The 24,771-nt window shown below is 40.0% G+C and carries 21 protein-coding genes; 5 read left to right on the top strand and 16 right to left on the bottom strand.

What is annotated here, in order from left to right:
* Positions 1–10 precede the first annotated feature (10 nt).
* The 11 genes from U735_RS0112135 to U735_RS0112085 all read right to left on the bottom strand — a co-directional run bounded on the left by U735_RS0112135 (position 11) and on the right by U735_RS0112085 (position 13,702).
* Entirely contained in the window at positions 11–1,597 is a 1,587-nt protein-coding gene (locus tag U735_RS0112135; protein ID WP_031444071.1) for an NADP-dependent glyceraldehyde-3-phosphate dehydrogenase, read from the bottom strand.
* A gap of 168 nt (positions 1,598–1,765) precedes the next feature.
* On the bottom strand, positions 1,766–3,019 hold the full coding sequence (gene ilvA / locus U735_RS0112130; protein ID WP_031444070.1) for a threonine ammonia-lyase IlvA: 1,254 nt from the start codon (positions 3,017–3,019) through the stop codon (positions 1,766–1,768).
* A gap of 70 nt (positions 3,020–3,089) precedes the next feature.
* Positions 3,090–4,565, bottom strand: a complete 1,476-nt coding sequence (gene ilvC / locus U735_RS0112125) for a ketol-acid reductoisomerase (protein WP_031444069.1) — start codon at positions 4,563–4,565, stop codon at positions 3,090–3,092.
* Between the two features lie 46 nt (positions 4,566–4,611).
* Complete coding sequence (gene ilvN / locus U735_RS0112120) at positions 4,612–5,136, bottom strand: acetolactate synthase small subunit (RefSeq protein ID WP_031444068.1); 525 nt, start codon at positions 5,134–5,136, stop codon at positions 4,612–4,614.
* 62 nt (positions 5,137–5,198) lie between these two features.
* Positions 5,199–6,932 (bottom strand): biosynthetic-type acetolactate synthase large subunit, encoded by a 1,734-nt coding sequence (ilvB, locus tag U735_RS0112115; protein ID WP_031444067.1) that lies wholly within the window; start codon positions 6,930–6,932, stop codon positions 5,199–5,201.
* Positions 6,933–6,980: 48 nt separating this feature from the next.
* On the bottom strand, positions 6,981–8,657 hold the full coding sequence (ilvD, locus tag U735_RS0112110; RefSeq protein ID WP_031444066.1) for a dihydroxy-acid dehydratase: 1,677 nt from the start codon (positions 8,655–8,657) through the stop codon (positions 6,981–6,983).
* A 426-nt stretch (positions 8,658–9,083) separates the two neighbouring features.
* Complete coding sequence (locus U735_RS0112105) at positions 9,084–9,923, bottom strand: 5-oxoprolinase subunit C family protein (RefSeq protein ID WP_031444065.1); 840 nt, start codon at positions 9,921–9,923, stop codon at positions 9,084–9,086.
* On the bottom strand, positions 9,916–10,653 hold the full coding sequence (pxpB, locus tag U735_RS0112100; RefSeq protein WP_031444064.1) for a 5-oxoprolinase subunit PxpB: 738 nt from the start codon (positions 10,651–10,653) through the stop codon (positions 9,916–9,918). Before pxpB ends, U735_RS0112105 begins: the two co-directional genes overlap by 8 nt.
* Positions 10,650–11,387, bottom strand: a complete 738-nt coding sequence (gene pxpA / locus U735_RS0112095) for a 5-oxoprolinase subunit PxpA (RefSeq protein ID WP_031444063.1) — start codon at positions 11,385–11,387, stop codon at positions 10,650–10,652. The genes pxpB and pxpA overlap by 4 nt, the downstream gene beginning before the upstream one ends.
* Positions 11,388–11,391: 4 nt before the next feature.
* Positions 11,392–12,585: an Nramp family divalent metal transporter gene (locus U735_RS0112090; RefSeq protein ID WP_031444062.1), complete on the bottom strand. Its 1,194-nt coding sequence runs from the start codon at positions 12,583–12,585 to the stop codon at positions 11,392–11,394.
* 1 nt (position 12,586) lies between these two features.
* Positions 12,587–13,702, bottom strand: coding sequence for a DUF2891 domain-containing protein (locus U735_RS0112085; RefSeq protein ID WP_232233259.1), 1,116 nt, complete (start codon positions 13,700–13,702; stop codon positions 12,587–12,589).
* A gap of 315 nt (positions 13,703–14,017) precedes the next feature.
* On the opposite strand from U735_RS0112085, the gene U735_RS0112080 reads away from it, so the two are divergent.
* The 3 genes from U735_RS0112080 to U735_RS0112070 all read left to right on the top strand — a co-directional run bounded on the left by U735_RS0112080 (position 14,018) and on the right by U735_RS0112070 (position 16,263).
* Complete coding sequence (locus U735_RS0112080) at positions 14,018–14,362, top strand: hypothetical protein (protein ID WP_316933016.1); 345 nt, start codon at positions 14,018–14,020, stop codon at positions 14,360–14,362.
* Positions 14,363–14,455: 93 nt separating this feature from the next.
* Positions 14,456–14,995 (top strand): hypothetical protein, encoded by a 540-nt coding sequence (locus U735_RS0112075; RefSeq protein WP_093979816.1) that lies wholly within the window; start codon positions 14,456–14,458, stop codon positions 14,993–14,995.
* A 179-nt stretch (positions 14,996–15,174) separates the two neighbouring features.
* The gene (locus U735_RS0112070) at positions 15,175–16,263 is read left to right on the top strand and encodes a Gfo/Idh/MocA family protein (protein ID WP_031444058.1); all 1,089 of its coding nucleotides are present in this window, start codon (positions 15,175–15,177) and stop codon (positions 16,261–16,263) included.
* 450 nt (positions 16,264–16,713) lie between these two features.
* Here U735_RS0112070 and U735_RS0112065 read toward each other — a convergent pair whose 3' ends face one another.
* Both U735_RS0112065 and U735_RS0112060 read right to left on the bottom strand, forming a co-directional pair.
* The gene (locus tag U735_RS0112065; protein WP_198036654.1) at positions 16,714–17,541 is read right to left on the bottom strand and encodes a sialate O-acetylesterase; all 828 of its coding nucleotides are present in this window, start codon (positions 17,539–17,541) and stop codon (positions 16,714–16,716) included.
* Positions 17,542–17,586: 45 nt separating this feature from the next.
* Positions 17,587–18,057 (bottom strand): OsmC family protein, encoded by a 471-nt coding sequence (locus U735_RS0112060; RefSeq protein ID WP_031444056.1) that lies wholly within the window; start codon positions 18,055–18,057, stop codon positions 17,587–17,589.
* A gap of 255 nt (positions 18,058–18,312) precedes the next feature.
* Between U735_RS0112060 and U735_RS0112055 the strand changes: the two genes are divergently transcribed.
* Positions 18,313–19,623: a serine hydrolase domain-containing protein gene (locus U735_RS0112055; protein WP_034248463.1), complete on the top strand. Its 1,311-nt coding sequence runs from the start codon at positions 18,313–18,315 to the stop codon at positions 19,621–19,623.
* 393 nt (positions 19,624–20,016) lie between these two features.
* On the opposite strand, the gene U735_RS0112050 is transcribed toward U735_RS0112055, so the two are convergent.
* The 3 genes from U735_RS0112050 to U735_RS0112035 form a co-directional block, all read right to left on the bottom strand.
* Positions 20,017–21,300, bottom strand: a complete 1,284-nt coding sequence (locus U735_RS0112050; protein ID WP_034248461.1) for an agmatine deiminase family protein — start codon at positions 21,298–21,300, stop codon at positions 20,017–20,019.
* Between the two features lie 199 nt (positions 21,301–21,499).
* Positions 21,500–21,898 (bottom strand): endonuclease domain-containing protein, encoded by a 399-nt coding sequence (locus tag U735_RS0112045; RefSeq protein WP_031444053.1) that lies wholly within the window; start codon positions 21,896–21,898, stop codon positions 21,500–21,502.
* Positions 21,899–22,033: 135 nt separating this feature from the next.
* Positions 22,034–22,354 (bottom strand): zinc-binding metallopeptidase family protein, encoded by a 321-nt coding sequence (locus U735_RS0112035; RefSeq protein ID WP_031444052.1) that lies wholly within the window; start codon positions 22,352–22,354, stop codon positions 22,034–22,036.
* A gap of 380 nt (positions 22,355–22,734) precedes the next feature.
* On the opposite strand from U735_RS0112035, the gene U735_RS0112030 reads away from it, so the two are divergent.
* Positions 22,735–23,946, top strand: a complete 1,212-nt coding sequence (locus tag U735_RS0112030) for a DUF3500 domain-containing protein (protein ID WP_034248459.1) — start codon at positions 22,735–22,737, stop codon at positions 23,944–23,946.
* Positions 23,947–24,771 lie beyond the last annotated feature (825 nt).

Below are 24,771 nucleotides of genomic sequence, written 5' to 3'. Positions count from 1 at the left end.
AAAATATCGGCTATAGAATGTAGTCGGTACTAATAAAATTGGACAATTTGGACTCTAACAGCTGTTCTACGGTTTCATTATTAAGTTCGTTGTCCTTAAAGGCTACAAAGGTTCTAATAGAAAAGGAACGTAATGCATCATAGACACTTAGGGTGGCTTGGGCAGAATCCTTTCGTCCGGTAAATGGATAAACATCCGGGCCACGTTGACAAGAACTGTTCAGGTTTACCCTACATACCAAGTTCACCAAGGTATCTATTAAGGGAGCTATGGCGTATACATCCCTTCCGAACAAACTCACCTGTTGTCCATAATTGGATTCTGCCATATCGTCTAAAGGTTCTTCAATATCCTTAAAGGTCACGATTGGAATTACCGGACCAAATTGCTCTTCCTGATAGACCCGCATTTCCTTGTTAACGGGAAATAATATAGCTGGCCAAATATAATTGTCGGAATGTGTGCCCCCTTTTTTATTCAATATCTTGGCACCTTTTTCCCTGGCGTCATCTATCAATTCCTGTATATAGGCGGGCTTACCTGGTTCGGGCAAAGGGGTTAACTTAACACCATCTTCCCAGGGGTTTCCAAATTTTAAAGCATCTACCCTTTCAGAAAATCTTTTATTAAATTCCGCGGCAATATCCTCGTGTACATAGATTATTTTTAGTGCGGTACAACGTTGACCGTTAAAGGACAAGGTACCTGCAATACATTCGTCTATGGTTAAATCCAAATCGGCGTCGGGTAGTATTATAGCCGGGTTTTTAGCTTCCAATCCAAGTACCAAGCGCAATCTATTGCTTTTAGGATGTTGATTTTGCAGCGCATTCGCCGATTTACTATTGCCTATCAAGGCCAAAACATCAACTTTTCCTGTCTTCATTATTGGGGCGGCTACTGCCCTACCCCTACCAAATACAATATTCACTACCCCTTTTGGGAAACTGGATTGAAAAGCCTCCAACAATGGTGTGATCAATAAAACCCCATGTTTCGCTGGCTTAAAAATGGTAGTATTCCCCATAATTATAGCAGGAATAAGCAAGGCAAAAGTTTCGTTCAAAGGATAGTTGTATGGTCCTAAACAGAGTACGACCCCAAGAGGTCCCCGCCTAATATGTGCATAAACACCATCGTTTTTTTCAAATTTGGCGTTATCCCGATCAAGTTGCTTGTAATCCTCGATGGTATCATTAATATACTCCACGGTTCTGTCGAACTCCTTCTGGGAGTCTGGAAGCGATTTTCCAATTTCCCACATTAAAAGTTTAACAATTTCATCCCTCTTGGTCTGCATTTTCTTTACAAAAATCTCCATGCAGTCTATGCGTTCCTTTACCCGCATGGTAGGCCAGATGCCCTTACCTTTGTTGTATGCCACTAGGGCTGCATCCAGAGCTTCCAAAGCTTCCTTTTCCTCCATGTCCGGGATACTTCCCAGTAATGTTGGGGCATATTTTTCTGTGCTGGATATGGTGGAGTACACCTCAGAGGTGTTCCCGTTCCAAGCCCTTAATTCACCATTGATAAGATAGGTTCTTTGATGAATAACCTCGTTTATTGTGTGTTCTGCAGGTATGCCCGATTTGCCCATAAGTGATTCTTTTTTTTTGAAAGATGAAACTATTGAAATTAAACTATCAGACCACTAAATTAATAAAACGATAATTTTAATTCCCTATAAATCTGGTAGAATATTTGAAGTAAAGTCACGAAAAGGATTTCGCATTTTGCAATATCATAAAAATTGTCCCAAATGTTATTAAATTAAATACTGAAACAAATCTGGTTTATCGTTAATGTAGTCCCCAAAAAAATTATTGTCCTTCATCCTTTTAATTAGGGGTGCCAAATCTTCTGGGCTTTTTAATTCTATGCCCACCACTGCCGGAGCATTCTCCCGACTCGATTTTTTTGAATATTCAAAATGGGTAATATCATCCGTGGGCCCTAAAATATCCACAACGAACTCCTTCAACGCACCCGGTCTTTGGGGAAAGCGTATAATAAAGTAATGTTTTAATTTGCCGTAAAGCAAGGCGCGTTCCTTTATCTCAGCCGTTCGTGTAATATCATTGTTACTTCCACTTACAATGCAGATCACGTTTTTACCTTTTATTTCTTCCTTAAAATCGTCCAAAACGGTAATCGTAAGTGCTCCTGCCGGTTCCACAACTATGGCGTCCCTGTTGTAAAGATCCAAAATGGTCTGGCAAACCTTGCCTTCCGGAACGGTTACCATATCGTGAAGGTATTCCTTACAAATATTAAACGTAAGGTTTCCCACGCGTTTTACGGCCGCACCGTCAATAAATTTGTCTATGTGTTCCAGTTCGGTGTTAACTCCCTTTTCTATGGAAGTTTTCATAGACGGGGCTCCTTCCGGTTCTACGCCAATAATTTTTGTTTGTGGCGATAATGTCTTGAATACAGCACAGAGGCCCGAGGCCAATCCGCCGCCACCAACAGCCACAAAGACATAGTCTATAGGCTTTTTGGTCTGTTCCAATATTTCCAAGCCAACTGTAGCCTGTCCCTCAATAATTTTGGGGTCATCAAAAGGATGGATATATGTCTTTTTTTCAGCAGCACAGAACTTTTTTGCCGCATTGGAGGAATCATCAAAGGTATCCCCTTCAAGGACCACAGTTACCCAATCCCCTCCAAACAACTTTGTTTGTTCAACCTTTTGTTTAGGGGTCACCGATGGCATATATATGGTTCCTTTTATTCCTAAATGATTACAGGCAAAAGCAACACCCTGGGCATGGTTTCCGGCGCTGGCACATACCACTCCGTTCACCGTTTCTTCTTTGGTTAGGGAACTGATCTTATTGAATGCCCCTCTTATTTTATAACTTCTTACCCTATGTAAATCTTCCCTTTTTAAAAGAATATTGGCATCATAAGCCTTGGAATATCTAATGCTCTGAGTCAATGGAGTGATATCTGCAACTTGCCTAATGGTTTCGGCCGCCTTCCTGATGTCTTCTATTTTGGGAAAATAAGGTTTCATAAATGCATATATAAACAAAGGCCTGCCGAGTTAATTAAACTTGGCAGGCCTCATAATTAGTTAAGTTTAATTATACTATAGGTTTCATAGCGGTCATGGATGCACGCAACCTTGCTCCTACAATCTCTACGGGATGCTCGCGTAAAGCTTTGTTTACAGCAATTAGTTTTGCGTTGTCCACACTTAGATGTTTTTGGTCGGCAAAATGTTTTCCTATGACATCTGTATCTATTGTTTTCATGAAATCGGCCAATAGAGGCTTACAGGCGTGATCAAACAAATAGCAGCCGTATTCAGCTGTGTCGGATATAACCCTGTTCATTTCAAACAATTTTTTTCTAGCAATGGTATTGGCTATCAATGGAGTTTCATGTAATGACTCGTAGTAAGCGGATTCGGCAATAATTCCCGATTCGGTCATGGATTCAAAAGCCAGTTCTACACCTGCTCTTACCATAGCCACCATTAGTACACCGTGGTCATAAAATTCCTGTTCAGAAATTTTCATTGATCCAGCTGGAGTTTTTTCGAAAGCGGTCTCTCCGGTTGCTGCTCTCCAGGTCAATAGGTTTTTATCATCATTGGCCCAGTCTTCCATCATAGTTTTTGAAAAATGGCCGCTCATGATGTCGTCCATATGCTTATGGAAAAGAGGACGCATTATATCTTTTAATTCTTCTGAAAGTTCAAAAGCCTTGATCTTTGCAGGGTTGGACAAACGATCCATCATATGGGTGATACCGCCATATTTAAGACCTTCTGTAATGGTTTCCCATCCGTACTGAATCAACTTGGAAGCATATCCAGCGTCGATTCCCTTTTCAATCATTTTATCAAAACAAAGAATAGAACCTGTTTGCAGCAAGCCACAAAGTATGGTCTGCTCACCCATTAAATCGGATTTTACTTCAGCAACAAAGGATGATTCCAAAACACCGGCCTTATGTCCGCCAGTGGCAACTGCATAGGCTTTTGCCTGGGCCAATCCTTTATCTTGAGGGTCGTTGTCCGGGTGTACAGCAATAAGGGTAGGAACACCAAAGCCTCTTTTGTATTCTTCACGTACTTCAGATCCTGGGCATTTTGGTGCCACCATAATAACGGTTAAGTCTTCACGGATCTGCATACCTTCCTCTACAATATTAAAACCGTGCGAGTAGGATAATGTAGCTCCTTTTTTCATTAGGGGCATAACTGTAGAAACCACACTGGTGTGTTGTTTGTCCGGAGTTAAGTTGATAACTACATCGGCTGTTGGAATAAGTTCCTCGTAGGTGCCTACGTTAAAGCCATTTTCACTTGCGTTTATAAAAGACTGTCTTTTTTCCTTTATAGCCGCACCTCTTAAGGCATATGAAATGTCCAATCCGGAATCGCGCATATTTAGACCTTGGTTAAGACCTTGGGCACCACAACCTACGATTACAATTTTCTTCCCTTTTAAAGCGGATACACCATCAGAAAATTCCGTAGAATCCATAAATCTACATTTCCCTAATTGAGTAAGTTGTTCCCTTAATGATAGTGTATTAAAGTAATTTGCCATTTTTTAAACTCGATTTTATTTCCCGATCTGTCTCGGGGTTGATTATTTATTGATTAAACTCTTTTAATAATGATGAAATTTTCATTTCGGATTTTGTAACCGCAATTCTTCCGGAACGCACAAATTGCATAATGCCATAGGGCTTCAGTTGTTGGTACATGTCATCAATTTCATTTCTTCTTCCGGTCTTTGCCAAAACAAAGAAATCTCGTGACACCGTAACAATTTGGGAATTACTATCCTTTATAATATTTTGGATATTTCGCTCATCGAACAATAAGGTGGAAGCCACTTTGAATAATGCCGACTCCTGATATATGGTTTCTTCATCGGTATGATAGAAAGCTTTGATTACCTCAATTTGCTTTTCCACCTGTCCCACAATATTACGCACCCAATCTTCTGTAGTGTATACCACAATGGTGAATTTTGAAACGTGGTCTATTTCCGATTTTGAAACATTTAGACTCTCAATGTTTATGTGACGTTTTAAAAATATCCCTGATATTCTGTTCAGTAGTCCAACGCTGTTCTCGGAGTATACTGAAATTGTAAACCATTTTTTTTCCATCTCCTTATCCCAATCCTCCATCAAAAATATGAAGTTATGGGTATTTTTAATTAATAATTATTTTATTTCAAACGTATATCCGATACTGATGCCCCAGAAGGAATCATAGGAAAAACATTGTCCTCTTTTTCTACTTTAACTTCCAAGAAGTAAGCATCCTTGGAGGCCAACATTTCTTTAATGGTAGCCTTTAAATCCTTTCTCTCGCTTATGCGCTTTGATTGAATATGGTAACCTTCCGCAATTTTTACAAAGTCAGGATTTACCATGACGGTAGAGGCATATCTACTTTCAAAGAAAAGTTCCTGCCATTGGCGTACCATTCCCAAATGATCGTTATTTAGTACGACTATCTTAACAGGGGTCTTGTTCTGGAAGATAGTCCCCAATTCCTGAATGGTCATTTGGTATCCGCCATCACCAATAATGGCAACTACTTCCCTATCCATTGCTCCCATTTTGGCTCCGATAGCCGCTGGTAAGGCGAAGCCCATAGTTCCCAGTCCACCTGAGGTAACATTACTTTTGGTCTGTTTAAATTTAGCGTATCTACAGGCAATCATTTGATGCTGCCCAACGTCCGAAACTATTATGGCTTTATGACCACTGGCTATATTGATTTCCTCAATAACTTCTGCCATGGTAAGTCTGTCCTTGGTAGGATAAACATCATTTTTAATGATCTGGTCAAACTCTATCTCATATTTTTTCTTAAACTCATTGTGCCAAGATTCATGAGTGTTGGTCTTGATCATTGGCAGCAATAGGTCCAAGGTAACCTTGGAATCGCCCAATACGGCTACATCTGCCTTAACGTTTTTATTTATTTCGGCCGGATCTATATCGAAATGGATAATTTTTGCCTGTTTGGCGTAGGTGTCCAAACTTCCGGTTACCCTATCGTCAAAGCGCATACCTATGGCAATGAGTACATCGCACTCATTGGTCAATAAATTGGGTCCGTAATTACCGTGCATCCCTACCATTCCAACATTTAATGGATGTTCCGTATCCATGGCCGAAAGTCCAAGTATGGTCCAAGCAGCAGGAATACCAGCCTTCTCGACCAAGGTTTTTAGTTGTTCCTCGGCTTCTCCTAAAATTACTCCCTGTCCAAAAACTATAAAAGGTTTCTTGGCAGCGTTGATTAAATTGGCCGCTTCCTCAATGGCCTTTATGTCTGGTTTAGGGTAAGGGTTGTAACTACGTACCCCGGCACAATGCTCGTATGAAAAGTCGAACTCATCAATTTGTGCATTTTTGGTAATATCCACCAATACGGGTCCTGGCCTGCCCGATCTGGCAATATAGAACGCCTTGGCCAAGACTTCAGGAATTTCAGAAGCTTTGGTAACCTGACAGTTCCATTTGGTTACAGGTGTGGAAATTCCGATAATATCGGTTTCCTGAAAAGCATCGGAACCCAACAAATGTCTAGCTACCTGGCCTGTAATGCAGACCATGGGTGTAGAATCTATCTGGGCGTCGGCAATACCGGTAATCAAATTGGTAGCCCCTGGGCCTGAGGTGGCCACTGCTACACCAACTTTTCCGGTTACTCTGGCATAGCCCTGTGCAGCGTGGGTTGCTCCCTGCTCATGTCTTGTTAGAATATGGGTAAGTTTATCCTGAAACTTGTATAATTCATCATACAGTGGCATTATGGCTCCGCCAGGATATCCATAAATCAAGTCTACACCCTCAGCCAATAGGCAATGGATTATAGCCTCCGCACCACTTATTCTCTTCGTGATCTGCTTAGTTGATGCTGTTTTTTCCTTTTTCAATGTTTCCATAATTGTAGACCTAATCGGTTAACATACTGGGTGTAAACCCCTTTAATATTATATTTCATCGGTTACGCAACCTTGTGAGGCCGAGGATACCGTTTTCGCATATTTGTAAAGACTTCCTTTTTTAACCTTTAGGGGCGGTTGAACCCAGTTTGCCCTACGCGTTTTAATCTCTTCTTCTGACAAGGCCACTGAGATACTATTTTTTTCGGCATCAATAGTGATGACATCCCCATCTTGCAAGAGGGCGATAGTTCCACCATCTTGGGCTTCTGGGCATACGTGACCAACAACAAAGCCGTGTGTACCCCCCGAAAAGCGACCATCTGTAATCAAGGCTACGTCCTTCCCTAGTCCGGCCCCCATAATGGCAGCAGTAGGTTTCAACATCTCTGGCATTCCCGGACCACCTTTTGGCCCCTCATACCTAATAACCACAACGTCTCCTTTTTTCACCAATCCTTTGCCAATACCGGCATTTGCCAAAAACTCATCATCAAAAACTTTTGCGGGACCGGTAAAGTGCAATCCTTCTTTACCTGTAATCTTAGCTACGGCACCGTCTTCTGCAAGATTCCCGTAAAGGATTCTTAAATGTCCTGATTCCTTGATCGGAGCGTTCAACGGTTTAATAATCTGCTGGCCTTCTTTTAAACTTGGAACCTCTGCAAGGTTTTCGGCAACGGTTTTACCGGTTATGGTCATACAATCGCCGTGTAACATACCGTTTTCCAACATAAATTTCATCACTGCAGGGGTACCACCAACACGATGTAGATCTTCCATTAGGTATTTGCCACTAGGTTTCAAATCTGCCAAGAACGGGGTGCTATCACTAATTTTCTGAAAGTCGTCCAAAGTAAAATCAACATTTGCTGCTTTTGCTATGGCCAAAAAGTGTAGTACGGCGTTGGTGGATCCTCCTAAGAGGGTAAGCAAGCGCACTGCATTTTCAAAAGATTTTCTTGTAATGATATCGCTGGGCTTTATATCGTTTTCCAATAGATGCCTTAATGCAAAACCAGCGCTAATGGCATCTTGTTTCTTTTCCTTACCAATAGCTGGGTTTGAAGAATTGTAAGGCAAGGCCATTCCCAAAGCTTCAATAGCGGAAGCCATGGTATTGGCGGTGTACATACCACCACAGGCACCTGCTCCCGGGCATGCGTTCTGAATTACTCCTTTGTAATCCTCCTCGTTCATGGTTCCGGCTACCTTTTCGCCCCAAGCCTCAAAGGCCGAAACAATGTCCAATTTTTTGTCCTTAAAACAGCCAGAGGCAATTGTACCACCATAAACCAAAACAGAAGGTCTGTTTAATCTTATCATGGCCATAAGGGCTCCAGGCATATTTTTGTCGCAACCTACAACAGTTACAAGTCCGTCATAGTTCATAGCTTGTACCACAGTTTCCATAGAATCCGCAATAATATCCCTAGAAGGCAATGAGTATCTCATACCATAAGTACCCATTGAAATACCATCACTGACACCTATAGTATTGAACACAAGTCCAACCAAGCCCCCTTTTTCGGTTCCCAATTTTACTTCTTGAGCCAGATCATTTAAGTGCATGTTACAAGGATTGCCCTCATAACCTGTACTACCGATTCCGATCAAAGGTTTTTTTAGATCTTCTTCTTCCAGTCCTATGGCGTATAACATAGCCTGTGCGGCAGGTTGTGTGGGGTCCTGGGTAACGTTTTTGCTAAATTTATTTAATTCCATTAATTTGTATACTTTGTATTTTAATACTATTCTATATAAACTACGACTACCAAAGATAAAAGTTTAAAAACCCTTAGATTTTTAACATAAAAGTTTGATTTAAATTCAATAATAACGATTTAATTTTAACCATCTAATAATCAGGTGTTTATATACATAAACCATATCATATTCAGTAGGTTTTTATTCTTTGATAAACCTTTGGGTGGTGACTTAATAAAGAACTTAATTCCTAACTTTAGTTCTGCTAAACCTAAAAAAAAAGCCTGTATCAAATATATCTGATACAGGCTTTTTAATAAATAGAAATCCGTATCATCCCAGTTATGGGACGATAATGACCAATTTGATTATGCTTCTATTTATTTTCATTACTGTAAAATTAAGTATTAAAATTTAATTGACAAAGAAATAAATTTCCGTCGCCTACCTTAGTTTAAAACTAATATGGTTTCCAGATCTTTTTTGCGCCAAAATGGACATGGCCATGTCCGACAACTGTAATATTCTTGGATAGCCACCTGTGGTCTGACCATCTTTCATTAAAATGATCAATTTTCCAGCAGGAGTCAGTTGTATAGTTCCAGGCAGGGTTGCCGAGGTTAACATGGATACTTTATTGCCCTCAATTATCTCATTGAGCTGATATGCCATTCGGTTATTCTCATTAGCCACCGTAAATTCCCTGTAAAATAATTGGGCCAATTGTTTATCGGTCAATAGCTTATATTCAGGGCCCTTATATACTTCCAATTCGGTTTTGTCCAAAACGGAGTCTACTTTAAGTTTCGAAATTTTGGGACTGAACAGTTTACACTCGGTATACGGAAGACTGGACATTTTCTTAATGGAATCCCTCTCCGTAATTGGTTTATAATAGGATCTACTTCCCAATACCGATGCAGTGTTGAATCCGTCCTTAATCCCCAAATACGCCCTGAATCCTTTTAATAATTTGCCATAGGTTAAGATGTCACCTGCATTTACTTTATAGACTTTGTAGTTTTCTATGGTAATATCGTTAAGAGTTACCGACATTTCCGCCCCTCCCAAAACAATATAGGTATCTTGTTCAAATTCCAATGTTGGTCCGGTCATGGTTATTTCCAATACGGCACTGTTTTCGTCGTTTTCCAGCAAAGTATTTACCTTGGAGACAGAGAATGAGTCCATAACTCCTGAAACTGGAACACCTTTATCCCTGTACCCAAATCTACCGGTATCCTGAACTGTGGTGAAAAAGCCCGATTTTATAATGTTAAGCATCCAGCACTTTTTTTTCTAAGTTATAAATCCCTACCTCACCTTCAATCTTGTGCAATTGGTATTCTGCCATTGAAATAGGGTAAAATTGTATTTTATCCCCCACTTGGACAAAACAGGGATTTTCCTTTTTAACGTCGAACATAGGTACGGGACATTTCCCAATTATGTTCCATCCTCCTGGTGAATCCTGGGGGTAAATTCCCGTTAGTTTTGCGGCTAGTCCAACCGAGCCTTTTAGTACTTTAGGTCTGGGGGTGGATTTACGCGGAACCTCCAGAACTTCTGGCACGCCTCCCAAATACATAAACCCTGGTAAGAATCCGATACCATAGACAGTATAAATACTCTTTGAGTGCAATTCGGTGATACGTTCCACTGACAGGCCCAATTCCACGGAAATCTCCTCGAGATCCAGCCCGAATTCAAGATCATAACATACTGGTAATCGCCAAAGATACCTGGTGGCAGGTTCTATCTTTCCTTTTATAGCATACCACTCCTTTATCTTTGGTTTTAAATAATCGAAATCTAGGACGGTGTCCTTACATATCAAAGTAAGTGAATTATAGGCAGGAATAAACTCCCACTCCTTTTCATCCAGCTGATTTTTTTTTAAGTACTGAATGAATTGGAGAATCTCGTCCAATATGGATTCTTCCACCCTATTGGGCCATTCCACCAATATGGCGTGGACACCAAATTGCCTTACAGAAATTTTGAAACTACTCACTTTTTTATTAAGATTTGGTTTTCTGGTAAATGTTTGGAAAGATACACTAATATTTGCAATGTTGAAGGAGAATCCCCGTGAATACAATAGGTGTCCGCTTGGGTTTTTACGGCCTTCCCAGAAAGGGTCAAAACCGCACCTTTTGTAACCATATGGAGCAAATGATCCATAACTTCTTTGGGTTCTTGTATCAAGGCCTTAGGGTCTTTTCGGGACACTAGGGAGAGGTCTTCATTATAATTGCGATCGGCAAACGCCTCATATTTTATTCGAAATCCCAAACGCAGAGCCTCCTCCGCTATTTTGGAATCATAGGGCACAAACAAAAATACCTCCTTCTTATATTTTGAAATACTATCCAAAAACACCAATGCCAATTCCCTGTCCTTGGCCACGTCATTGTATAGGGCACCATGGGGTTTTATATGGTTCAGCGAAATACCTAAAGTTATGAGGACAGCGTTCAAATCCTCTATTTGGACAAGAATACTTTTTTTTAACTCATCCTTAGCCATTTTGATGCTGGTTCTTCCAAAATTCGCCCTATCCGGATATGATGGATGTGCTCCTATCAGCACCTTGTGTTCTTTGGCCAATAAGGCTACCTTCATCATGGTATCGGCATCCCCGGCATGGCCACCACAGGCAATATTACAGGAGGTAATTAAGGGCAATAGCTCTTCTTCATTGTCTACACCCTCCCCTATATCACAATTTATATCAATATTGATCATATCCTTAAAATAGCCCAAAAACAGTTAATATACTCTTTGCCCCCAGAATAATGGACAAAATTATAATGATAATCCCCAATATATTTTGAAATTTGGTATTTTGATATTCCAGCATGACTGTTTTCCTGTTAACGATCCATAATAGAAAAATAGCGATAATTGGCAATAGCATCCCATTGGTTATCTGGGCAAATTTAATAATCTCCAAAGGTTTTATTCCTACGGACATAAACAGGACACCTACCAATAGAATGATCATCCAGACCATTTTGAAGCCTAAGTTATTCATAGTGGTGCCCCATCCAAAACAGCTACTGGCCACATAGGCAGCGGCTAAGGGTGCCGTAATGGCAGAGGTTATCCCGGCCGCAAAAAGTCCAATTCCCATAAAATATTTAGCACTTTCCCCGTAAAGTGGTTCCAGGCCTTTGGTCATATCCATAATATTACTTATTTCGCCGGACGGTATGGCAGTTGCAGTAACCACTATGGCCATGGAAACCATACCTCCCAGTAAAATGGATAAGACGGTATCCCTACGGGCTTCCTTCAAATTCTCCTTGGATTTCCATTTTTCACTTACCAGTGAGGTATGTAGGAATAAATTATAGGGTACTACCGTAGTGCCTACCAGCGCAATAATGGTCAAAATACTTCCATCTGGAGTTTTGGGGATAATAAGACCTTGCAATATGGCCGAAATATTCGGTTTTGTAATTATGGCCGTTAATAAGAAGGATATGCTCATGACCATTACCAGAGAAACCAGCACCTTTTCCAAAACCTTATAATTACCAAAAAACAGAAGTAGAAATGCAAAACTTCCCACTACCCAAGGATAAAAACTTAGATGTTCTTGCCCAAATATAGCCTCTAATCCCAAGGAAGCACCACCTATATTGCCTCCTTCATAAGCTGCATTACCTACAACGATTGCCGATAAGATAAGGCCCAGTACCAAAATCTTAATCCAGCGGACACCTATCTCTTCTTTTATAACATGGGCCAATCCCTTTTGGGTGACGATTCCCAATCTCGCAGCCATTTCCTGTAATATCACGGTGGCCAATACGGACAGCAACAGGGCCCAAAGAAGTAAATATCCATATTTTACACCGGCAATGGAACACACAGTAACGGTACCGGGACCTATAAAGGCTGCCGCTACCAAAACTCCTGGCCCCATTTTCCATTTCATTCTATTGGGCTGTATTTAAGGCGTATAAGGCAAAGCTTCCCAACCAATGGGTACCACTGTAATTATCATCAACAATACTGGGGAGGGAGTAATTAATATGCTCAGTGGCAATTTGTTTTAAATGGGAGTATTGGGGAAGTGTCTCCGCAATACCGTACAAACACCAAGCCCTACTAAAATTGAGACCATCCAAATGAACTAATTTTCCATCTGTTCTATCCGACACTTTTCCAGGTTCCAGATTAAATTGGGGATCTGCCAATTGGGGCAGGAATTTATCCAGCCATTTTTTAAACTTTTCTGGGCCATAAATTTTTCTCACCAGATTGGCTTCCTCCAGACAGGGCGACAAAAAATCGAATCCACTGGGCTCCCAGATTATGGGACAATCTGCATCGTTTTCATAAAAGCGTGCAACACTGGAGGTAATAGCAATTTTTAAGGCCTCGTCCTCAAGAACAACCGCATAGTCCCAAGCCAAGGAAAGTCCAAATGCGGTATTGGTATGCTCCCCCACCCTAATGGGATAATTTAATTTTGGCAAAAATTCTATGTAGGCTTCTACTATATAGTTTGTCAACGGCTGTAAATTAACCTCAAGGTCACGGGCCAAGGGGTCCTGCCATGTATGAAGCTCTTCGGCCAATTTCAGGATCCAGGCCCATCCATAAGTCCGTTCATATGACTTATTTCCTACCATATTAAAATAGTCCATCTCTGCCAATATATTTTCCTTGGAAATATTTTCCACCAATTTATTACGAATTGTGGAAGCCTGATTTAAACTAGGGAACTGTTTTAATAGCGAAACCAAGGACCAGTGACCGTGAACAGAGGAATGCCAATCATAACAACCATAAAATGCCGGGTGCAATTGTTTAGGACTGCCCAAATGGGTCGAATCCTGAAGAGACTGATTTAATTTGTTGGGGTATTCCGTTTGTAGGCATTCCAATGGCAGGCGTACAAGTCGATTGGCTTCATTAAAGGTCAGTTCTGGCAGTGCAGAGGATATCACAACTTTGGGCTTTGTATTTTGACTGTCCTTACAGCCCAAAAGAATAATAAAAAAGATAAAAATCGTGGCTATTGTTTTAAGCATTGTTCTACAGTCCATTCTTTAGGTTTGAAATAGCGAATATGTAAATATATAGGGATATTCTAAAATGCGGAAGAATATTTGTTTTTTAAAGGCCATGTGGTTTGAAAAGTAGGCAGTTCATCTAAAAAGTTGCAGTTCGTCTAAAAGATGGCCTTTTTGCATAACCCCCACATAATAATCCAAAAATATTACGGTTATAATAGTCCCAAATTAAATTTTTAACCTACTTGAATGACATGTTTAGATTGTAACAAAGAGCTTGATTATCTTGACCACAAAAGTGCGATGGATCTCTTAGGATTAGAGCTTTGTGCGAAGCACAAAGATCGCATGGAAAAGCTGATCAAACTTAAAAGGACCCCCAAAGAAGCCATACAATTATATTATGGTTTAAAAAATGCAGGTGTAAATCCAATGCTGGAATGGTGGGATGGAAAAAAATCAGTGGATATTGCTATATCTAGGGTAAAACTTAATATAGAAATCGATACGGAATACCATTCTATAACCCACGAACAAGCCATCAACGATTTGGAAGAAGCCATGCATTCGTTTAGAAATGGATTTACCACCATTCGTATCCCCCACGTACTCATTAAATATTATTTAAAAGAAACGGTAGATAATATATTAGGAATAATGGAAGGGCTAAAGGCCAATATCAAGGTGCTGTAGTTAGTGATACCATAGGGAAATGTCTATTGAAGAAAGGACAAAGCAATTCAGCAAAACCAAAACTGAAATGCCATGAATCTTAAAAACAATTTTATGGAAACAGAAAAGAAGATTTTGAGAACACCTTTAAGAATTGCCATTTCCCTCCTTGTACTAGGCTTTCTTTGTAAAATTTTACATTTTACGACCGTCGCTAATCCTATAATATTAATTTCTCTTGCCGCTATAGGTGTATTGTACGCTTGGCGATTTTGGAAAAAAACAAAAAAAGGATTTCTGCAGTACAACAAATTAATTTTAGTTACCTCTTGGTCTTTAAATGGAATTTTCAAAATACTGGACATATCCCACAATGATTTTTTTCAGGTTATAGGTAGCTTGGCGTTCATAATTTGGATCATCATGGAAGGCACAACATATCTCATTGACGACAAGGACGACAATAGGAGTGATATTGCATATTTTATGTGGAATACAATGATGATCATTGGCATATTGGCCATAATTATTGGAAGCCTGACCAAAATATTGGAATGGGAATATGCTACCCCAACCCTGATAACGGGCTTTATTCTTGTAGCTGCATATGTTTTAAAGGATCTACTGGTCCAAAACCTTCAGAAAAAGGAATAAGGGTGTTTTCATAGGTTCATCTTTCCGACTTTTCCAATTCACGGTCAGTTTTTGGGAATGATCCAGAAAGCGGGTATGCAATCACTATATTAGTAGAGTACTTTTTCTGATTTAAAAGCTTCACATATTTTCATGGAATTTTAATTTTTTTGTGGTATTTTCTCCTTCAAATTAGAACCATGGAAAAACAAAGGAGAATATTTATTCAAAAAGCAGGATTAATTGCAGCAGCAAGCGCATTTACTCCTCAAATACTACTGTCTTCAACCAAGGCACAAAAGAAAAAATTAGGGGTAGCCCTTGTTGGATTGGGCTATTATAGTACAGATCTTCTTGCACTTGCCCTACAATTGACCAATAACTGCGAATTAAGGGGTATAGTCACCGGTAGTCCTGAAAAAATTCCGATCTGGCAGGAAAAATATGGGATTAAGGACAAGAACGTTTACAATTACAAAAATTTTGATACCATTGCCAATAACCCAGATATAGATGTTGTATACGTGGTTCTGCCTCCTTCCATGCATGCAGAGTATACGATTAGGGCGGCCAAGGCGGGTAAGCATGTTTGGTGTGAAAAACCAATGGCACCCTCTGTAGCCGATTGTGAGGCAATGATCAAGGCCTGTAAAGATAATAAGGTAAAACTTGCTATCGGGTACCGTTGTCAGCACGACCCAAATATTCAAGCCTATATGAAAGTGGGCAAGGAAAGACCTTTTGGGAAAGTACGGATGGTGACTTCTGCCGCGGGATATTTTGACGGCCGGACCAACCATTGGAAGCAAAATAAAAAATTAGGGGGTGGTGCCATGGGCGATATGGGTGTTTATGCATTACAAGGTGCCCGATTGGCTACCGGGGAAGAACCGATTTCGGTACTGGCGCAGGCCTCCACTACCCGACCAGAAATTTATCACGAAGTAGAGGAAACCATGATGTTTCAACTGGAATTTCCCAGTGGCGCCCTAGCATCCTGCCAGACCAGTTTTGGTATAAATATGAACCATCTTCAGGTCAATTATGAAAAAGGTTGGTTGAAAATGGAACCACACAGCTCCTATAATGGCAATAATGGAAGTATGTCCGATGGAACGATTATTAAATTTTCCATCCCCAACCAGCAGGCCAAGCAAATGGATGAGGATGCCATGGCTATTATGGACAAAACCGACTTAATTGTCCCAGGGGAAGAAGGACTGAGGGATATTCGTGTTGTTGAGGCCATCTACAAATCGGCCGCACAGAATTGTGTGGTCAAATTGTAGTTTTTCTGAGGTTTCGGATCAATAAATTATCGGTAAACAGTTGTCTTTCTAGGTTTTATGGTTTTGTAGGATTTTACTTTCATAGATGATTTTGACCCTTTATCCGAATTGGGGTCAGGTTGTCGAAATTTTGTTCCATACATGGATACGAAAATCCTTTTCCCTTGATTATGGGGTTTTATATATAAACCCCATATTATGAAGGAAAATACTACATTTAACGAATTTTTATTTTATCTCTATTGCGCCTTTTGCTTTGCTTGGGCCATTTATGTGCTTACGTCTTAGATTGAGGTTGCACATATTTGGGGTTAAAACGTAGGGCATGGTTAAGTTGACCATATTGGTTTATGGTCATTATATAGGCAAGTAGAACTAATGCAGTGTAAATCACAGTATACCTAGTAGCGGTGTATTATGCTTAATACAGTAACGCACATGCAAAATAGGCTAATGCTGTATTTTAATAAATTCATTGGCAAATCTTTCACCCATGAGCCGCTGGGCTTCGGAATTAAAGTGCACCTTATCCCCTTTGTCCTTTAGGTCCTGCGTATTGATCATCCCTGAATATTGATCAGTAGATACATAGTATTTAATGTGGTCATTAATCTTTGACCACAATGGATTGGTAGAATAACTGCCCAATTGCCCTATTACAACTGTTGTCTCTTGGTTCCCAATTATCTTTCTGAATTGATAGAACAACTCCGATAATTTGATTTGGTACAATGGAGCCTCCTTGGTTTTGGCATCACTTTCACCCTGATGCCAAAGAATTCCTTTTACTGTCCCAAAACGCATACCCAACTCCGCTTTTTGTTTGAAATTGGAGAATAGTTTAACCTCTCTATGGATAGAATCGTTTAACCATTGTGAAATTGAGCTTCCCCCTACCGCAGTGGGAATTAATAGCACCGAAATACTGTCAGGAATATGTTTGATCAAGGCTTTGCCGAACGAAAGCCCGCTGTCCAACCCGGCCATTGTTGGTTCATAAAAATGTAGGGGCTCCTTGGCGAAGATGATATTGCCCTGTTTGTTCAGGGTATAAACTCTATTGTTGGGAACGGTATCCTGAGGTTCCACTAGTCCTCTTCCGGCCATATTGGATTGTCCCGCGAGTATAAAAACCCATAGGTTCTCTTTATTTGGAACATTTTCTACCGACAGTTCTACTTTCGGGAAAAATTGGGTCCTTTCGTTTGTGTCCTGTCCATAACTCAAGGATAGCATGGAAAATAAAACTATGGTAAGTTGAAATACTCTATTGATCATACGGATATTGTCTTTACATGGCCTCCCAAATATAAGTTGAAATTATTATTCAACCGTAATAGTGGGTTTATGATTGATTTTGAAATTGCAGGAATTGGAGATGAAGCACATTTTATTGGCTTCCGAATGAAGTTGAATCGCCTTTTGGATCAATTGCGCATCCGTTATTTTGATATTAGGGTTAAGTGTAACTTCCTTAAATCTTCCACAGCCATTGTATGTTTCCTGCATTAGTCCAACAGCCTTATCGGTATATTCCGTAACTACTATTTTGTTTATTGCACATAAATGAAGATACCAAAGCATGTGACAGGCCGAGATGGAGGAAACCAGTAAATCTTCTGGATTATACCTTTTACCGTCCCCCGAGAAAGCGGCATCTGACGATCCCCTTATTGCATTATATTTTTCTGGACAGGAGATTTCATGGTTTCTATTATAGGATTTGGGATCTAAAGTGCCTTTTCCTTCATTTCCCGTCCATTGCACCGTGGTATGGTATAGGTGTTTTTTCATATTGAAGTGGTTTTGAAATAATATTGGTCACTGCAATGTATAGAATTATTTATGTGCTTGTTTATGGTTTATTTTTATTGGAAATGTTTTAAGCTTTTTGGAAGTATTTCCTAACCTCCTAATATTGAGTCTTAAAAAGCTGGATGTTAGTGTTAAAAAAGAGGGATATTTATAAGAATTCGAGCATTTCGTCCGTTATTTAAGTATATCATCCTATATTTAGGAAATATTACATCAAAAAAAAATGCACCCCTTATGAAGAGAAGCAAAATCTTAATAGGAATTTCGCTTTTAATCCTTACAATCGTAACCCTTGTTTTAAACGCCTTTATGTCGGCCCCCGATCCAGGGTCCGAGGTAGCCGTTACAAGTATTGATCATTTAAAGGATGCATTGACCGCCAAGGAGGGGCTACTTTATAAAAGGCATCAAGAAGAGTTGGAATTAGCCATTAATGCCTATTTTGATAATGCGATCTCGGCAGGGGATATTGTTGGAGCTGGAGTGAGTATTGTAAAGGATGATTCTATTATACTGTCGGATGGCTATGGCAAAAGAAATATTAACCGTGATTACCCTGTAGATGGCGGGACTATTTTTAGACTTGGGTCACTTTCCAAGGGATTTGCAGGGGTGTTGGCAGCTGAATTAAAGGATGAAGGCAAATTACATTGGGAGGATAAGGTAAGTGATTTTATACCGGAATTTAAATTTGGTGATAGCAACAATACCAGTAAAATTACCCTTGCCAATATTTTATCGCACACCGCTGGCACACCTTATCATAGCTATACCAACCTTGTAGAGGCGGGCTTGCCATTACAGGATATTGCCCGGCGCTTTAAGGAAATTACACCGATAAGTGAGCCAGGATCCATGTATAGCTACCAGAACGCCATGTTTGCGCTATGTGGGGAAATGATATATAAAGCAACCGGACAGGATATAAGTGAGGTGTTGACCAATACCTTTTTTAATCCTTTGGGTATGTGTTCAACCACCATGGATTATGAAACCTTGGCGCTTATGGAAAATGTGGCCATGCCACACTCCAAAAGAAGAAATGGCTGGAAAACATTGCCACTTACAAATAATTATTACAATGCCATTGCAGCTGGGGGTATTAGTGCCAGCTCTGTTGATATGGCCAAATGGATGCGATTTTTACTGGGGCACAACCCGGAATTAATGAGCAAATCTGCGCTGGCAGAAACTTTCTCCCCTTTTATAGAAATTAAAGGGGAAAGTAAGTATTACCAACATTGGCCTGGACATAAAACATCTTACTATGGCTATGGTTGGAGAATACATAAATTCATGGAGAAGGACTCGGACCAAGAAAAAACTATTTGGCATCATGGGGGAAGTGTCAACAACTATAGAAATGAAATAGCTATTTATCCGGAAGCCGATCTGGGAATCTGTGTACTATTGAGCAACAATAGTAAAATTGCCAAAACCGTGATCCCGGATCTGTATGCAATAGTGAAGGAAATATATGGACAGACTACCCCTCATAACAAACTGAATACCGCCAATGATCTGGTCCAGTTGCATTGGGAATAAGGAGTTCAAGGTTCAAGGTTCTAGGTTCAAAGCTGGTCCATGCCTATATAGCATTGACCGCTACGCAAAATCTCATCCTTACAATACACTACACCCCTTAAGTTGAAAGCCCTTTTTGGTTTTTCAATGTCCCAGTTGGTGCTTTTCGTATTTGCTAATCAGTTTCTCTGCACCTTTCAACATTAACATATGGGAACCGGAATTAATGGAAGGACGTTGTTTGTTGACTGGAAAATCCGCATGCTTTCATTGAATACATCCTTACTGAGATCTGACTTATTTTGATTGGAGTTTTGATTTCACCTAAGTCCAACAATAATCATGAATTATTCCCCTCCCTGTAGGGGATTGAGTGTAGGGTAAACTGATGAGAAAACTTATACCTTATTATCTCTAATTGGAAGAAAATAACGGCTGGTGCATACTGATGCAATGAATGCCTCCACCACCTAAATTTACGGCAAGGGCATCGATCATGATTATTTTTCGATCGGGAAAAACGGACTGCAAAATTTGAGCTGCGTTTTCATCCTTTAGTTTTAGTTCATCGGGCATTCCTTCCCGCCAACAACTTTGACCAATAACCACCTTGTTGGTAATTATGAAATTAAGGTAGCTGAGTGCGGCCATGACTTTTATGGGTTCTCCATTGGGGAAAGTACTGCCGTTCCTGTAATCGAGTGTTTTAATGTACTCATAAACATAGTCTCCTGGATTCATGGTTGAAAAAATAGTTCCAGGAAGAGGCATTCTGATAATGGTAAATGGCTTGCCGTCCTGATCCGTTGATCCTGACAATATTTTGTAATTCTCTTCCATTCGTTTATGGTTTTCCCATGCTATGGGATCGTTATATTCCACGCTATCTACCTTTGCCATGAGGATGGTGGAATCATTTACAAATCGGGCAAATTCATCAACATGACCATTGGTAGTAACTACTGTGTAAGCACTGTGTCCGTCCAAAGTGGTTATTGGGCCAAGGAAAGTATGATCATCTTCCACCAAACCCTGCTTCAACCAGATAATCTTCTTAACACCCAGGAGCCTTTTGTATTCACTCTCCATCTCGGCCTTGGTCATATGCGGATTTCTGTCCATTTCAACGGCTTCTGTTGTAATTAGGGTACCTCTTCCATTTACCTCCCTATTTCCCCCTTCGCTGATCATGGCACTCGAAATCACGGGCAGATTAAAATGTTTTGCCACCCGTTCGTCATACAATTCCTCTGTTTTGGTATCTATGTTCAAAGTATCGGAATAACCCCAGGAATTAAAATTAAAATCGGCAATGGCCAAAGTATTTTGATCGGTCTCTACAAATATAGGGCCCATGTCACGTGCCCAGATCTCAATGGAGGGGACTACCAGAAGTTTAAGTTTTGGCAATTCCCCAAAATGCTTCTTTAGGTTTTCTTGGGCATGGGCCAAAAGTTCTTTGTCCTTGCAAGTTATCACTATATCAATATCCCCTAATAAAGCTTCTACAATGGCAAGAGTAACTTGTTCAACGGACTCTCCTTCCTTATGATCGGTTGATGGCCATATTAGCCAAATTGCTTCTTGGGATTCGAATTCGGCAGGTTGATTTACAACTAGTAGTTGATCGGATTTCTTGGGGGAGGAACACGAAAGTATGAGCACTGAAAATAAAATGCTATGTAAAATTGATTTCATACATACTTGATTTAAGGATATATAACCATTAAATATAGTTAATAAACATATCTGTTGAACATTGTAAGCCTAATAATAGTGCGGCTTTGTACTTTAGCCATTATCCTGCTCCGCCTTGTGGCAGGCATGGTGCTCGTGCGAGCAGGGCAAGACTAGGAATACTACATCCACAGGCTGATAAAATGAAATATCATATAAATTATTTTTTCCCCTCTTGGGAGGGGTTAGGGGTGTGTTTAATTTTCAAAATCATTTTTTCAATCTCTTCCAGTACCCAGTTCAAATTGTTCTTCACATCCAAATCACTGAATCTAATAAAGTATACCCCTAAATATTCCAAGCGATTTTGGCGATAAGTATCTTTTTCTTGTTGTCCTTCAATAAAGTGAACGGAACCATCCACCTCCAGTGCAAGCTGAAGTTCTTTGCAATAGAAGTCTACTATATAATTATCAATGGGTATTTGTCGACTAAACCTGACTCCAAGTTTTTTGTTTTTTAATTCGTGCCATAATGCAATTTCGCCCATAGTCATGTTTTTGCGAAGTTTCTTCGCAATAGGAATTAAGTCTGGGTTATAAGGTATAATTTTTGTCATCATTTTACCCACCCCTCAATCCCCTCCAAGGAGGGGAGGGATTCATGCATATTGTTTGACTTAGGTGCAATCAAGAGCCAAATCAATATAAGGCCAATTTCGCCAAGTTTTTGCCCCATCACAAATAAGAATCCTTTAATCTTCTCTGGGCAAACGGGAATTCAGTTCCCCAATCTGATAAACCAGCACTGCAATTACGGTTGCGTTGATCATCATATCTCGTTCAGGTACATATTCCAAAGCATCCATATTGGTGTGATGGGTTACAGTACTATAGTTTAGCCCATCCTGAATTATCTGAAATCCGAGAATCTTATAATAGTCAAAAACATCATGATCGGTAAAATTGGTGTTTTGAATGGTTAGATTGTTCACATCCAAATACTCATAAGGATCCAACATTTCTTCAAAAATTGGTTTTACGGCTTCATTCCCTTGAAGATAGATTTCTCGCATTTGTCCAGCCCCCGCTAGTGCGAGCGTCAGGCTCGTACTATTACCATTTTAATTAGCTCTCCCCAAGGAGATTTCTATAACCCGAGAGAACAGCTAGCCTATTGGCAACAAGTTTTATGAATATTATTACATTAGTTGATCTTTGGGTTGTGGACACTAGCCTGCCTCGCTGCCAGGCAAGCGAGACACTCGAGCCAGCGGGTGCGGTTAGATTATCTAAGCTCTTTTTAGGCATTGCAAGCCGGAAATCCTTAACTTTAGAGAATTGCGTGTTGGTGTACTAAATATCTTTCCTTGCCAATGGCCAAATAGTGCTGTTCATTTTAGGACATAACCTTATGATATAATGGACAGCTATTCCCTCCCATTAAACTATTATTATGCAAAAAACACTATTAATAATCTTGATCGTTATTTTTTTTGGGTGCAAACAAAAGTCAAGCCAAGAGGTAAGTAATAGCGACGAACCAAAAGCTACAGAAGCAAAGGATTGGAAACAACATTTTGCAGAAATGGAAATTAATGCGTTAAAAAAACCTTATAGAGGTATCTTCACGGAAGATGAAACCTATGAGAATTTATTTCCCATTCAAGTAACCGGTGTTACAACAAAACCAATTGTCGACGCAGCCAGGACATTCTTGAGCAGCTTAAACACTGATCAACTAATGCGCATAAGATTTGATATTAACGATGAAGAATGGAGAAAATGGTGCAATGTAGATAATGGTATATATGATAGGCAGGGGATTAGTTTAAAGGAAATGACCGCAAACGAAAAAAACGAAGCCTACGGTCTAATGCAAGTTTCACTAAGTGCCAAAGGCTTACAGTTGAGCAAGGATATAATGAAGACAGATCAAACCCTAAAAGAGCTGAATAATGGGTCTTCTGACTATGACGAAGAACTTTATTTCTTTACGGTTATGGGAGAACCATCTGAAACGGAGCCTTGGGGTTGGCAATTGGATGGTCATCATTTAGTAATTAATTACTTTGTACTTGGTGATCAAGTGGTAATGTCTCCCGTATTTATGGGTGCAGAACCTATCATAACTACTACAGGTAAATATAAGGGGAACACTTTATTTCAGGATGAACAAAACTTAGGATTGGCATTTATGCGATCCCTATCGGCTGATGAGCAAATCAAGGCAACAATTTCTAAGTCAAAAATTAATAATAACAATGTTGCAGAGGCAAATAAGGACAATTTAAATCTTAATTACGAAGGACTTAATGTTTCTGGCCTTTCAACTTCAGGCAAGGAGGGAATATTGGATTTGGTTTATCAATATATTAGTAATATGAGAGAAGGCCATGAACAGATTAAAATGGAGGAAGTAAAAAGTCACCTAGAAAATACATGGTTTTCCTGGGTGGGAGACACGTCTGAGGATGCAGTATTCTATTATCGCATTCATAGCCCAGTTCTTTTAATTGAATTTGATCACCAGAGAGTAATAGGCGTTCCAAATACTGATGATGGCAAACCATCAAGAAATCATATCCACACTGTGGTAAGAACACCAAATGGCAATGATTATGGCAAGGATTTGCTAAGACAACATTTAGAAAAACATCGTCATTAAAAACTAACACTAAAAAAAAATCCTAGCGCGAACCTGTCCTATCCTTCCTAAAAACCACTTGAATTCGGATAGATCAATTATTAACTTGGTTCTGGCTTTAACGGACTGCAACCTTGGTGAAATTAGTATTATGTTGATTGTGGCCTTGATTTCACCATGGTCCAACAATATTCATGATTTCCCCCCTCCTCCTTGGAGAACATATTGATCAGGATTTTTACCGCTAGTTTGGCTACTATTGAGATTTCCTAACTTTTACTACTCCAACCAGCCTTCACGGTCAAAGCTACGGTTTTGAACAGCTTCTCCTATGAGAACCGACCTCCCCTAACCCCTCCCAAGGAGGGGGATGAAAGGTTGTCAGAATTTGACTCTGACAAATGAAATACGAATTAGATAATTTGCATTAGTCTTTTTTACAATTTGTTACCCTAACCAGCTTTCACGGTCAAGGCTACGGTATTGAAGGGCTTCGCCAATGTGATTGGACCTCCCCTAACCCCTCCCAAGGAGGGGGATGAAAGGTAGTCAGAATTTGACTCTGACAATTGAAATACGAATTAGATAATTTGCATAAGTCTTTTTTACAATTTGTTGCTCCAACCAGCCTTCACGGTCAAGGCTACGGTTATGAACAGCTTCGCCTATGTGATTGGACCTCCCCTAACCTCTCCCAAGGAGGGGGATGAAAGGTAGTCAGAATTTGACTCTGACAAATGAAATACGAATTAGATAATTTGCATTAGTCCTTTTTACAATTTGTTACCCTAACCAGCCTTCACGGTCAAGGCTACGGTTATGAACAGCTTCGCCTATGTGATTGGA

The organism is Arenibacter algicola (genome assembly GCF_000733925.1).
Classification (GTDB): Bacteria; Bacteroidota; Bacteroidia; order Flavobacteriales; family Flavobacteriaceae; genus Arenibacter; species Arenibacter algicola.
Note: the sequence above shows the minus strand (reverse complement) of the source record. Positions and strands in the feature narration are given on the sequence as shown.